The organism is Achromobacter sp. 46006 (assembly GCF_059761975.1).
The window spans coordinates 1-12108 of sequence record NZ_JCBANN010000004.1; the positions used below are offsets into that span (position 1 = coordinate 1).

General features: G+C 68.3%; 12 protein-coding genes. 10 read left to right on the plus strand and 2 right to left on the minus strand.

Annotated features, from left to right (window positions below):
• Together AC6LKG_RS03255 and AC6LKG_RS03260 are read right to left on the minus strand one after the other, a co-directional pair.
• Positions 1–804, minus strand: an 804-nt coding sequence (locus tag AC6LKG_RS03255) for a hypothetical protein (protein WP_498162684.1), incomplete at its 3' end; no start/stop codon positions are given.
• A gap of 470 nt (positions 805–1274) precedes the next feature.
• Complete coding sequence (locus AC6LKG_RS03260; protein ID WP_498162685.1) at positions 1275–2261, minus strand: Bug family tripartite tricarboxylate transporter substrate binding protein; 987 nt, start codon at positions 2259–2261, stop codon at positions 1275–1277.
• Positions 2262–2812: 551 nt separating this feature from the next.
• Between AC6LKG_RS03260 and AC6LKG_RS03265 the strand changes: the two genes are divergently transcribed.
• The 10 genes from AC6LKG_RS03265 to AC6LKG_RS03310 all read left to right on the plus strand — a co-directional run bounded on the left by AC6LKG_RS03265 (position 2813) and on the right by AC6LKG_RS03310 (position 12082).
• On the plus strand, positions 2813–5728 hold the full coding sequence (locus AC6LKG_RS03265; RefSeq protein WP_498162686.1) for a monovalent cation/H+ antiporter subunit A: 2916 nt from the start codon (positions 2813–2815) through the stop codon (positions 5726–5728).
• Entirely contained in the window at positions 5728–6072 is a 345-nt protein-coding gene (locus AC6LKG_RS03270) for a Na+/H+ antiporter subunit C (protein WP_498162687.1), read from the plus strand. Before AC6LKG_RS03265 ends, AC6LKG_RS03270 begins: the two co-directional genes overlap by 1 nt.
• Complete coding sequence (locus AC6LKG_RS03275) at positions 6069–7700, plus strand: monovalent cation/H+ antiporter subunit D (RefSeq protein ID WP_498162688.1); 1632 nt, start codon at positions 6069–6071, stop codon at positions 7698–7700. Before AC6LKG_RS03270 ends, AC6LKG_RS03275 begins: the two co-directional genes overlap by 4 nt.
• On the plus strand, positions 7700–8182 hold the full coding sequence (locus tag AC6LKG_RS03280; RefSeq protein WP_498162690.1) for a Na+/H+ antiporter subunit E: 483 nt from the start codon (positions 7700–7702) through the stop codon (positions 8180–8182). The genes AC6LKG_RS03275 and AC6LKG_RS03280 overlap by 1 nt, the downstream gene beginning before the upstream one ends.
• Positions 8179–8460: a K+/H+ antiporter subunit F gene (locus AC6LKG_RS03285; protein ID WP_498162692.1), complete on the plus strand. Its 282-nt coding sequence runs from the start codon at positions 8179–8181 to the stop codon at positions 8458–8460. The genes AC6LKG_RS03280 and AC6LKG_RS03285 overlap by 4 nt, the downstream gene beginning before the upstream one ends.
• Positions 8457–8798: a monovalent cation/H(+) antiporter subunit G gene (gene mnhG, locus AC6LKG_RS03290; RefSeq protein WP_498162693.1), complete on the plus strand. Its 342-nt coding sequence runs from the start codon at positions 8457–8459 to the stop codon at positions 8796–8798. The genes AC6LKG_RS03285 and mnhG overlap by 4 nt, the downstream gene beginning before the upstream one ends.
• A 206-nt stretch (positions 8799–9004) precedes the next feature.
• A complete protein-coding gene (locus AC6LKG_RS03295) occupies positions 9005–9550 on the plus strand; it encodes a hypothetical protein (protein WP_498162695.1) in 546 nt (181 codons plus the stop codon).
• 135 nt (positions 9551–9685) lie between these two features.
• Positions 9686–10534, plus strand: coding sequence for an HAD family hydrolase (locus AC6LKG_RS03300; protein WP_498162696.1), 849 nt, complete (start codon positions 9686–9688; stop codon positions 10532–10534).
• Between the two features lie 10 nt (positions 10535–10544).
• The gene (tadA, locus tag AC6LKG_RS03305) at positions 10545–11036 is read left to right on the plus strand and encodes a tRNA adenosine(34) deaminase TadA (protein WP_498162902.1); all 492 of its coding nucleotides are present in this window, start codon (positions 10545–10547) and stop codon (positions 11034–11036) included.
• Complete coding sequence (locus tag AC6LKG_RS03310) at positions 11033–12082, plus strand: LD-carboxypeptidase (protein ID WP_498162697.1); 1050 nt, start codon at positions 11033–11035, stop codon at positions 12080–12082. The genes tadA and AC6LKG_RS03310 overlap by 4 nt, the downstream gene beginning before the upstream one ends.
• The last annotated feature ends 26 nt before the right edge of the window (positions 12083–12108 follow it).

A 12108-nucleotide genomic window follows, 5' to 3' on the forward strand; every position in this document is an offset into this window, starting at 1 on the left:
GGCGCAGACCGCCCAGGCGTCCAGGCGCACGTTCAGGCCGGCATAGACGCCATGGCCGTCGCCCGCTTCGATGCGGCCGTCGGCCTGCACGCCTTCGCCGGCGCGGATCGAACCGTCGGCGCGGATGTCCTCGCCGGCGATCAGGCCCCAGCCCGCGGCCAGGTGGCCGCCGCAGGCGATGGTGGCGCCCGCCTGGATGCCGCACGCGGCATCGATGTCCTTGGCGGCCTGCACGCCGCCGCCGGCCTTGATGCCCTGGCCGCATTTGAGGTTGCCTTGCACTTGCACGTCCTGCCCGGCCCGCAGGTGTCCGGTCACGGCCAGGTCCTGCCCGGCACAGATGTCCCACTTGGCGCGCAGGTTGCCGCGGCAGTCGAAGGCGGCGGCGACTTCGATGCCCCATTCGGCGGTAACGTCGCCGCCCGCGCGCAAGTCGCCGGCGCTGGCGATGTTGGCGCCGGCGGTGATGTTCTCGCCGGCCACGATCGACTCGCCGGCGCGGATGCCGCCGCCGGTGACGATGCTGCGCCCGGCGCGCACCACGCTGTCGACGTTGATGCCCATGCGCACCTCCAGCGTGCCGGCAAAGACGATGGCCTGCGCGTCCAGCGTATCCAGCTTCAGCACGGCGTCGGTCGGGCCGAACTGGTCCAGCAGCCAGCAGGCGTCACCCACGCGTCCGTCGGCCACCAGGGCATCGAGGACGGCCTGGTAGTCCCCCTGGCCGTTGTGGTCGCGCAGGAACCATTTGTAGCCACCCGCGCAGGGGTTCTTGGCTTTGACGAATTTCTTGGTGAGTTGCATGGCGTTCAGTGGCAATCAAGGCGTGGCAACGCCCGCTGGGCAGGGCCGGCGCGCGGACGAAAGTGGGGCGAAAGCCGCCTTGCCATGGGGCGAGGCGGTTGTGCCGGCCGGCGTGGCGCCAGATCGTTCGACGTCGGTGGGACGTACGGACGTGCTGGCGGCCGGCGCCGGGCCGGTAGGGACGAAAGACGGGGAAGGAAGGGCGGGCGCTTAGCCGGGCTTGGAGCGCGCGTAGGCGCGGCGCGCGGCGACTTCCTGCGAGCTCAACAGGGTCGAGCGCAGGGCGCAGAGGACGCAGGCGGCGTCGGCGGGGGGAGAAAAACGGGTTCGCACAGGCGAGATGGTATCAGAGCGGGCGTGACCCCGGCGGCCCGCGCGGCGCCGGGGCAGGTATTGAATGGTCCGAGTTTCGCGCCCCGGGCCGGCGGCGGCCGGCAACGACGACCCTCGGCCGGGGGGACGCGCGAGCCTCAGTTGGTCGACTGGATATTGCGTTCCTTGGCGATGCGCTGGCGCAGCTCCAGTTCGCGCTTGATCTGCGCGGCATACTCGGCCGGCGTATTGCCATCGATCAGCGAACCGCCGTCGGCCAGGCGCTGGGCGATTTTCGGGTCCTTCAGCGCCTTGACCGCGGCGTCGTGGATGCGGTCGATCACCGCCTGCGGCGTGCCGGCGGGGGCCACCAGGCCGTACCAGGCCATGTTGTCCATCTCCGGCAGGCCGCCTTCGGCGAAGGTCGGCACGTCGGGCAGGGCGGGCAGGCGCTTGGGCGCGGCCACGGCCATGGCGCGCAGTTTGCCGGCCTGGATGTGCGGCATGGACGAGGGCAGATTGTCGAATTGGGCGTTGACCTGGCCGGCGATCACATCGTTGAGCGCCGGGCCCGATCCGCGGTAGGGCACGTGCACCATATCCGTCTTGGTCAGCGACTTGAACAGTTCGCCGTCCAGGTGGCCGATGCCGCCGGCGCCCGACGAGGCGTAGCTGTACTTGCCGGGGTTGGCCTTGAGCAGGGCGATGAATTCGGCCAGCGACTTGGCCGGCACCGCCGGATTCACCGTCAGCACGTTGGGCACGTTCACCATATTGGTGATGGGGGCGAAGTCCTTGAGCGGGTTGTAGGGGTTCTTGGGGTTGGTGGCCGGGTTGGTGGCCATGGTGCTGACCGTGGCCACGCCCAGGGTGTAGCCGTCCGGGGTGGAGCGCACCAGCGCATCGGCGCCGATCGAACCGCCGCCACCGCCGCGGTTTTCCACCACCACCGGCTGGCCGAGTTCGCGGCCCAGGCCTTCGGCCATGATGCGCGCGACGATGTCGGTGGTGCCCCCGGCCGCGAACGGCACGATCAGGCGGATGGGCTTGTTGGGGTAGGCGTCGGCGGCATGCGCGGTACCGCTGAGGCAAAGGCCGGCGAGGGCGGTGGCCAGAATGGCCTTGGCTTGGGACAGCACGGTCAAGAGTCTTCTCCATATTATTGATTCCGAGCCGGCCGGCTTCGTTGGCCGGCGTCGGGGGAAGCGCGCCCGGCTCGGGTACTGGCCAGGCCGACGCTTCTTGGGCGCCATTCCACACAGTTACAGATCGTGGGTCAATCGGGATTCCCCCTGGCTGGCGCGGGGATATTTCCAGGTGGGAGAAAGCACCTTGATCGGCGACGTTGTTGCAAAAAAACGTATGCTGACAATAACTTGAATCGAAGTCCCGGGATCTCGCCTGCGTAACGATTGCGCAGCGAACATGCTGCCATCCCCTCGGTACATGCATAAATCTCTGCATAACTTACAAGAATCTGATATTTTTCGGATGAGATTCCTGGCCGGTCCTGCAAGAAAGTTATTGCGCTTGTTTCTGTCTGCGCCGTTCAATGGGGCGTTGGTCGATGTCCCCGCGGGGCAACGTGTAGTGCAGCGACGCGCCGGACCAGGGTTCCGTCCGTTTTTCAATCCCCGGTTCGTTTCGTCTCTCGCTGCTGCGCTGGCGGGAGGGGCCCGGACATTCTCGGAACGCCATGTCGCTGATACTGATCCTCGCTCTGCCGTTTGCCGGCAGCCTGTGCGCCGCGCTGCTGCCGTCCAACGCCCGCAATGCCGAGGCCTGGTTGGCGGGCATCATCGCCCTGGTCTGCGTGGTGCTGGTGGCGAGCCTGTACCCCGAGGTCGCGAACGGCGGCGTAGTCCGCGCGGACATGCCCTGGGCGCCCGCGCTCGGACTGCAATTCACGCTGCGCATGGATGGCTATGCCTGGCTGTTCGCCCTGATCGTCGCGGGCATGGGCGGGCTGGTGGTGCTGTACGCGCGCTACTACATGTCGCCGGAAGACCCGGTGCCGCGCTTTTTCTCGTTTTTCCAGGCCTTCATGGCCGCCATGCTCGGCGTGGTGCTTTCGGGCAACCTGATCCAGTTGGTGATGTTCTGGGAAATGACCAGCCTGGCTTCGTTCATGCTGATCGCCTACTGGCACCACCGCCTGGATGCGCGCCGCGGCGCGCGCATGGCGCTGACCGTGACCGGCGCCGGCGGCCTGTGCCTGCTGGCCGGAGTGCTGATCCTGGGTCACATCGTTGGCAGCTACGACATGGACCGGGTGCTGGCCGCCGGCGACCTGGTCCGTGCCGACCCCTGGTATCCGGCGGTGCTGCTGCTGGTGGCGCTGGGCGCGCTGACCAAGAGCGCGCAATTTCCGTTCCATTTCTGGCTGCCCAACGCCATGGCCGCGCCCACGCCGGTGTCGGCCTATCTGCACTCGGCCACCATGGTGAAGGCGGGCGTGTTCCTGCTGGCGCGCTTCTGGCCGGTGCTGGCCGGCACCGATGAATGGTTCTGGATCATCGGCGGGGCCGGGCTCATCACGCTGGTGTTGGGCGGTTATGCCGCCATTTTCCAGCAGGACATGAAAGGCGTACTGGCGTATTCCACCATCAGCCACCTGGGCCTGATCACGCTGCTGCTGGGGCTGAACAGCTCGCTGGCGCTGGTGGCGGCGGTGTTCCACATGGTCAACCATGCCACCTTCAAAGCCTCGCTGTTCATGGCGGCCGGCATCGTCGACCACGAAACCGGCACGCGCGACCTTGGCCGCCTGTCGGGCCTGTACAAGGCCATGCCGATCACGGCCACGCTGGCCATGGTGGCGGCGGCCTCGATGGCCGGGGTGCCGCTGCTCAACGGCTTCATTTCCAAGGAAATGTTCTTCGCCGAGACCACCTTCGTCAGCGGCGACATGATCACGAAAGTGGGCCTGCCGCTGGCGGCCACCGTAGCGGGCGCCTTCAGCGTGGCCTATTCGCTGCGCTTCATCCTGCAGGTGTTCTTCGGGCCGCTGGCCACCGATCTGCCGCGCGCGCCGCACGAGCCGCCCGGCTGGATGTTGGTGCCCAGCGGCCTGCTGGTGCTGATGTGCCTGGTGGTGGGGATACTGCCGGGCGTGACCCTGGGCCCGTTCCTGGCGACGGCGGCGCAGAGCATCCTGGGCGCCGACATGCCCCATTACAGCCTGGCGGTGTGGCACGGGGTCAACCTGCCGCTGGTGATGAGCTTCGTGGCCATGACCGCGGGCGTGATCCTGTACCTGGCGTTGCGCGCGCATCAGCGCGCCAACCCGGGCCGGGTGCCGTTCATCTACCGCCTGGACGGCCGCCGTTCGTTCGAGGCGCTGCTCGATGGCTCCAGCGTCGCTGCCGCCTGGCTGTTGCGCTGGCTGTCCTCCTCGCGCCTGCAGGTGCAGATGGCGCTGATCGTGGTGGGTACGCTGTTCGTGGCCTGGCTGCCGCTGCGCGCCGGCGGCTGGCTGGACGGCACCGGCCGCGCCAGCGCGGTGGACCCGGCGTTCGCCCTGCTGTGGCTGGTGGGCTGCGTCTGCGCCGTGGCGGCCGCCTACCAGGCCAAATACCACCGCCTGGCCTCGCTGGCGCTGGCCGGCGGCGCGGGGCTGGTGACCTGTCTGACGTTCGTCTGGTTCTCCGCGCCCGACCTGGCTCTGACGCAGTTGTCGGTCGAGGTGGTGACCGTGGTGCTGCTGCTGCTTGGCCTGCGCTGGCTGCCGCGCCGCATCGCGCAGGACGAGGACGAAGGCCTGGGCGCGACGCTGCGGGCCCGCGGCCGCCGCCTGCGCGACCTGCTGCTGGCGACCGCCGCCGGCACCGGCATGGCGGCGCTGGCATACGCGGTGCTGGTGCGGCCGCAGACCGACACGATTTCCTCGTACTTCGTCGACCGCGCGCTGCCCGACGGCGGCGGCACCAACGTGGTCAACGTGATCCTGGTGGACTTCCGGGGGTTCGACACCTTCGGCGAAATCACGGTGCTGGGCATCGTGGCGCTGACGGTGTACGCGCTGCTGCGCCGCTTCCGGCCGGCGCCCGAGAGCGCCGACCTGCCGCGCCAGCAGATCGACCAGGACGGGCCGGTGCCGCCCGCGCCCGACATCAAGGCGGTGGTGCCCAGCGGTTCCATGATGGTGCCCACGGTGCTGGTGCGCCTGCTGCTGCCGACGGCAGCCCTGATATCGGTGTATTTCCTGCTGCGTGGCCACAACCAGCCCGGCGGCGGTTTCGTCGGCGGCCTGGTGTTCGCCACCGCGGTGATCCTGCAATACATGGTGGGCGGGGTCTATTGGGTCGAATCGCGCAGCCGCCTGAACCCGCAGAACTGGATCGGCATCGGCCTGCTGTTCGCGGGCTCCGCCGCCCTGGCCGCGTGGCTGGCCTACAAGCCGTTCCTGGCCGCGCTGGCCTGGGACATTGCCTTGCCGCTGGTGGGCCACGTGCACCTGTCCAGCGTGCTGCTGTTCGACCTGGGGGTCTACATGCTGGTGGTCGGGGCCACCGTGCTGGTGCTGGTGGCGCTGGCTCACCAATCGCTGCGCGCGCAACGCAAGGCAGTCGCCGACAGCCAGGCGGCCGCCGCACAAACAGGGGAAGCCTGATGGAAATGATCTACGCCGTGGCGATCGGCGTCCTGGCGGGCTCGGGGGTCTGGCTGCTGCTGCGGCCGCGCACCTTCCAGTTCATCATGGGCCTGTCGCTGGTCTCGTATGCGGTCAACCTGTTCATCTTCGGGATGGGCCGCCTGACTTCGGGCCGTCCGCCGGTGGTGGACCCGGCCCAGGCCCACGATCCTTCCTGGTATGCCGATCCGCTGCCCCAGGCCCTGGTGCTGACGGCCATCGTGATCGGTTTTGCCACCACCGCGCTGTTCCTGGTGGTGCTGCTGGCGTCGCGCGGTTTGACGGGCACTGACCACGTCGATGGACGGGAGTCCCAATCTTGAGTTTCTGGCTGCAACATCTTCCCGTATTGCCCATCATCACGCCGCTGCTGGCCGGCGCCGCGATGCTGTTGCTGTCCGACACCAGCCGCTATGCGCGCGGCGCCATCGCCATGGTGTCGACGCTGGCCCAATTGGCCGCCGCGATTGCCCTGCTGGCAGTCGCCGGCGGCGCGGTGCCGGGCGTCTGGCCCGAGGGGGTCGGCGTCTACCTGGTAGGCGACTGGTCCGCGCCGTTCGGCATCGTGCTGGTGGTGGACCGCCTGGCGGCGGTCATGCTGACCCTGACGGCGGTGCTGGGCCTGTCCACCCTGACCTACGCGCTGGCGCGCTGGGACCGTGCCGGCGTGCATTTCCATTCGCTGTTCCAGTTCCTGCTGATGGGCCTGAACGGCGCCTTCCTGACCGGCGACCTGTTCAATCTCTTCGTGTTCTTCGAGGTGTTGTTGGCCGCTTCCTATGGCCTGCTGCTGCACGGCTCGGGGGTGGCGCGGGTGAGCGCGGGGCTGCAGTACATCGCGGTCAACCTGGTGGCCTCGTTCCTGCTGCTGATCAGCATCGCGCTGATCTATGGCGTGAGCGGCACGCTCAACATGGCCGACCTGGCACTGCGCGCCGGCAACCTGACCGGCTCGGACCGCATGCTGTTCGAGGCCGGCGCGGCCATCCTGGGCGTGGCCTTCCTGGTGAAGGCGGGGGCCTGGCCGCTGAATTTCTGGCTGGTCAAGGGCTATGGTTCGGCCGGAGCGCCGATCGCGGCCATGTTCTCGATCATGACCAAGGTCGGCATCTATGCCTTGCTGCGCATCGGCTCGCTGCTGCTGCCGAGCGGCGCGCCGGCCGCCTTCAGCCTCGACTGGATGTTCGCGGCCGGGCTGGCCACGCTGCTGTTCGGCGCGCTCGGGCTGCTGGCCACGCAGCAGTTGGAGAAGATGGTGGGCTATTGTGTCATCGTCTCGGCCGGCACCTTGCTGACGGCGCTCGGCATGCCCGGCGTGACGCTGACCGGCCCGGCGCTGTTCTACCTGATCAGTTCGGTGCTGACCACCGGCGCGTTCTTCCTGCTGGCCGAATTGATCGAGCGCACGCGCAGCTTCGGCGCCAATGTGCTGGCGGTCACGCTGGACGCCTTCGACCTGGATGACCCGGCCTCGGTGAATCGTTCCGATGACGTCGTCGGGGTGGCGATTCCGGCGGCCATGGCGTTCCTCGGGCTCGCGTTCATCAGTTGCGCGCTGCTGGTGACCGGGCTGCCGCCGTTGTCCGGATTTGTCGCCAAGTTCTCGCTGCTGTCGGCCGCCGTATCGGCGGCGACGGAATCGGCGCCGCCGATGGACGCCTGGGTGCTGGTGGCGGCGGTGCTGGTGTCGGGCCTGGCCGGGCTGATCGGCCTGGGGCGTACCGGCATCCGCGTTTTCTGGGCCAGCGACGAGCGCAGCACGCCGCGCCTGCGGGTGATCGAAGCCGGACCGGTCGCGGTCCTGGTGCTGCTGTGCGTGGGCCTGGCCGCCGGGGCGGGGCCGGTATCGGCCTACCTGGACGAGGCGGCCCGTTCGCTCGACCAGCCCAAGAGCTATATCGACGCCGTCATGTCGGCGCAGACGGTGCGCGCCGCCCAAGGAGGAAGCTGATGCGCCGCTTTTATTTTCTGTTCCTGCCGGTGTTCCTGTTCCTGCTGTGGCTGGTGCTGAACCAAAGCCTGTCGGCCGGCCAGGTCGCGCTGGGCGTGGCGCTGGCGCTTTGGTTCACCTGGGCCGCTTCGCGCCTGCGTCCGTTGCGGGCACGGCCACGGCGGCTGTGGAAGGCGATTCCGCTGTTCCTGCACGTCACCCTGGACATCATCAAGTCCAATATCGCGGTCGCCAGGTTGATCCTGAACCCGCGGCCCAATGATTTCTCGCCCGGGTTCATCCGCATCCCGCTCACCATGCGCGATCCGCACGGGCTGGCCATGCTGGCCTGCATCGTCACCTACACGCCCGGGACGGTCTGGGTCGAACTGAGCGATGACCACCGCCTCAAGCTGCACGTGCTCGACCTGCAGAACGAGGAGTACTGGGTGCGCCTGGTGCAAGACCGCTACGAGCGTCCCCTGATGGAGATATTCGAATGAACGCCATACTGTATTGGGCGGCCTCCTTTGCCCTGGTGTGTTTCGCGCTGGGCATGGTGTTCGCCACCGTCCGCCTGTTGCGCGGCCCCACCGCGCAGGACCGCGTGCTGGCGCTGGACACGCTCTACATCAATGGCATGCTGATGATGCTGGTGTTCGGCATCCGCTCGGGCACGTCGGTGTATTTCGACATCGCGCTGCTGATCGCGCTGTTCGGCTTCGTCGGGTCCACCGCCATGGCCCGCTTCCTGCTGCGCGGCGAGGTGATCGAACCATGATCGATACCGACATCCCGTTGTGGGCGGGGATTCCGGCCAGCATCCTGCTGGTGCTGGGCGGCCTGCTGGCTCTGACCGGCTCGGCCGGGCTGCTGCGTTTTCGCAGCTTCTACGCCCGTATCCATGCGCCGACGCTGGGCAACACCCTGGGCTGCGCGTGCGTGCTGACCGCCTCGATCCTGGTGTTCTCGGCGCTGTCGGCGCGGCCGGTGTTTCACGAAGTGATCATCACGCTGTTGCTGATCGTGTCGTCGCCGGTGACGGCGATGCTGCTGATGCGCGCGGCGGTGTACCGTAACCGGTTGACCAAGGCGGATGCCGATCTGGACGCGCGTTAGGCGGGGACAGATCGATGGAAATTCGGGGACGAGTTGCGTTGGCGCAATGGCTATTGCGTCGCAGCATCGGAAACGTCGGCTTACGATTGCACGTTGCTCGACATGTCCCCGTCGTGTCATCGTGGGATAGTTGTATCAAGCAGGCGGCGCCAGGCTCAACTGGCCGAGCCGCCCAGGTTCAATCCTCTTTCTCCAAGGAGCTGGCCATGAATGTACGTCCCATGCACCCCAAACGCCTTGCCGCATCCCTCTGCGCGGCGGGCCTGCTGCTGGCCGCGGGCGCGGCCCAGGCCGCCGACCCGATCGGCCGCGCCGGCATCCAGGCGCAATACGAACAGGATGTGGCGGCTTGCAAGAACGGCAGCACCGGCCAGGAGCGCACCGCTTGCATGCGCGAGGCAGGGGCGGCCCGCCAGGAAGCCAACCGCCAGCATCTGAGCGATGGCACCGCCGAACAGCACCAGCAGAACATGCTCAACCGTTGCAACCGCCTGCCGGCCGCGTCGCGCCAGGATTGCATCACGCAGATGACTTCGCCGACCCAGGTGCGCGGCAGCGTCCAGGGCGGTGGGGTGCTGCGTGAAACCGTGATCCAGGTGCCTGCTGGCACCGCCGGCACGGTGCCGCCGCCCGCGCCGGGCATGGCGCCGCCTCCGCCCGCGCCGGGCACGGTGCCGCCGCCCGCACCTGGCATGGCGCCGCCTCCGCCCGCGCCAGGCATGGCGCCGCCGCCTGCGCCGATGCGGCAGTAACGGCGGGCAGCGAGCCAAAGGGGAGGGCGGCTGCGCCCTTTGCCCCGCGGCCCGGGCCCGGCCGCCGCCACAATCAGGCAAAATGGCGGCTGTTCCCTTCAGGCTGCCGCCTCTACTCACGCATCACGCATAGCCATGTCCGATGTCATCGCCCTGATTTTCGACTTTGACGACACGCTGGCCTCGGACAGCACGTCCGGTTTCCTGGACAGCATCGGGGTGGACACGGCGTCGTTCTGGAAAGACCAGGTCGACCCGCTGCTGTCCACCCAGGACTGGGATCCGGTTCCCGCCTACCTCTACCAGATGATCCAGCTCTCGCGCGAGGGCAGGCATGGCCTGATCACGCAGCAGCGCTTGCGCGACTGGGGTGCGCGGCTCGAACTGCACGCCGGCGTGGCGACCTTGTTCCAGCGCCTGCGCGCTGCGGTACGGGCGGCGCAGCCGCAGGTGCAACTGGAGTTCTACCTGATCTCCAGCGGCATCGGCGACGTGGTGCGCTCCACGCCCATTGCCCATGAATTCACCGAGATCTGGGCCTCCGAATTCACCTACGGCGCCGACGGCGGCATCGAGTTTCCGCGCCGCATCGTCAGCTTCACCGACAAGACGCGCTACCTGTTCCACATCCAGAAGGGCATCATCGGCCGCGATTTCCGCAACAAGCCGTTCGAGGTCAACCGCAAGGTGCCCGAGGACCGCCTGCGGGTGCCGTTCGACCAGATGGTGTTCGTCGGCGACGGCTACACCGACATCCCGTGTTTCTCGCTGATCCGGCGCGCCGGCGGCTACGCCTTCGGCGTCTGGGATCCGAAGCACCGCGACAAGCGCAGCCGCGCCTGGGGCTTCATCGAGGAGGGCCGGGTGTCGAACCTGAACCAGGCGCGCTACGACGAGAACGCCGAACTCTACCAATGGCTGGAAGAGGCCGTGACCAGCCTGGCCGGCCGCATCGCGCTCAAGTCGCGGGTGTACCGTGGTTGAGCCGCTCGCCATGGCGGCGGTGCCGCCCTGGACCGCGCAGGATGCCGATTTCATGGCGCTGGCGCTGGAACAGGCGCAGGCGGCCTATGCCATCGGCGAGGTGCCGGTGGGCGCCCTGGTGGTCTCGGCCCAGGGCGACATCCTGGGGCGCGGCTACAACCGCACCATCATCGACCACGACCCCACCGCCCACGCCGAGATCGTCGCGTTGCGCGGCGCCGCGCGGGCGCTGGAGAACTACCGCCTGCCGGGCATCACCGTGTACGTCACGCTGGAGCCCTGCGTCATGTGCATCGGCGCCATGCTGCACGCGCGCCTGGCGCGGGTCGTGTTCGGCGCCTACGACCCCAAGACCGGCGCCTGCGGCAGCGTGTTGGACGTGGGCTCGGTGCCCAAACTCAATCATCACACTTCAGTTACCGGCGGCGTGCTGGCGGAACCCTGCGGCGAGCTGCTGCGCCGGTTCTTCCGCGAACGCCGCGCCAAGGAATCCATCGCATGAGCAACCCCCGAGGCGCCAAGGCGCGCGCCGCCAAGGCGGCCGCCGCCGCGGCGCATGACCACGCCAGCCACGATCACGACCACGAATGCGTCGAGGCCTGCGGCCACGACCACAGCCACGACCACGAGCCGGGCCACGTCCACAGCTTCCCGGACGCGCGCGGCATCTACCTGATCTCGCCGTCGTCGGCGGTGCGCGACCCGCAGACCGTCGAGCTGGCGCGCGAGCGCCTGGCCGCGCAGGGCTTCAAGACCGCGCTGGACCGCACCGCGCTGGCCGAACACCAGCGCTTCGCCGGCACCGACGCCCAGCGCCTGGCCAGCCTGACGCGCGCCGCCAAGCAGAAGCTGCCGATCGTCATGGTGACGCGCGGCGGCTACGGCATGGGCCGGCTGCTGCACGCGATCGACTGGAAGGTCATGGCCGACAGCGGCAAGCGCTTCGTCGGCATGAGCGACTTCACCGCGTTCAACCTGGCGCTGCTGGCGCAGACCGGCGCGGTCAGCTACACCGGCGCCACCGCCATCTACGACTTCGGCGGCAAGAAGGTCGACGACCTGACCGAAGCGCTGTTCGGCGAAGTGATGCGCGGCGAACTGGAAATCCTCAGCTTCGAGACCCAGGATGCCGACCCGGTCGATTGCCGCGGCATCCTGTGGGGCGGCAACCTGGCGATGTTGACCTCGCTGGTGGGCACCCCCTACATGCCGAAGGTGCGCGGCGGCATCCTGTTCCTGGAAGACGTGGCCGAGCATCCCTACCGCATCGAGCGCATGCTGATCCAGCTTTGGCAGGCCGGCATCCTGGGCAGGCAGAAGGCCATCGTGCTGGGGCGCTTCTCGGACTACAAGCTGGCGCCGCACGACAAGGGCTACGACCTGCACGAAGTGGTGGCCTGGCTGCGCAAGACGGTCAAGGTGCCGGTGGTGACCGGCCTGCCGTACGGCCACGTGGCCACCAAGGCAACGCTGCCGATCGGCCAGAAGGTCGGCATCGCCACCGAGAAGGGCCTGGCCCACCTGGTGCTGGACGAACACCACCATTGAGGTCCCGGTCCGTCTGGCATTTTCGA

Excerpts from the sequence above, each read along its gene's own strand:
- AC6LKG_RS03265 (WP_498162686.1), top strand. The coding sequence starts at position 2,813 with ATGTCGCTGATACTGATCCTCGCTCTGCCGTTTGCCGGCAGCCTGTGC.
- AC6LKG_RS03270 (WP_498162687.1), top strand. The coding sequence starts at position 5,728 with ATGGAAATGATCTACGCCGTGGCGATCGGCGTCCTGGCGGGCTCGGGG.
- AC6LKG_RS03280 (WP_498162690.1), top strand. The coding sequence starts at position 7,700 with ATGCGCCGCTTTTATTTTCTGTTCCTGCCGGTGTTCCTGTTCCTGCTG.
- AC6LKG_RS03285 (WP_498162692.1), top strand. The coding sequence starts at position 8,179 with ATGAACGCCATACTGTATTGGGCGGCCTCCTTTGCCCTGGTGTGTTTC.
- mnhG (WP_498162693.1), top strand. The coding sequence starts at position 8,457 with ATGATCGATACCGACATCCCGTTGTGGGCGGGGATTCCGGCCAGCATC.
- AC6LKG_RS03295 (WP_498162695.1), top strand. The coding sequence starts at position 9,005 with ATGAATGTACGTCCCATGCACCCCAAACGCCTTGCCGCATCCCTCTGC.
- AC6LKG_RS03300 (WP_498162696.1), top strand. The coding sequence starts at position 9,686 with ATGTCCGATGTCATCGCCCTGATTTTCGACTTTGACGACACGCTGGCC.
- tadA (WP_498162902.1), top strand. The coding sequence starts at position 10,545 with ATGGCGGCGGTGCCGCCCTGGACCGCGCAGGATGCCGATTTCATGGCG.
- AC6LKG_RS03310 (WP_498162697.1), top strand. The coding sequence starts at position 11,033 with ATGAGCAACCCCCGAGGCGCCAAGGCGCGCGCCGCCAAGGCGGCCGCC.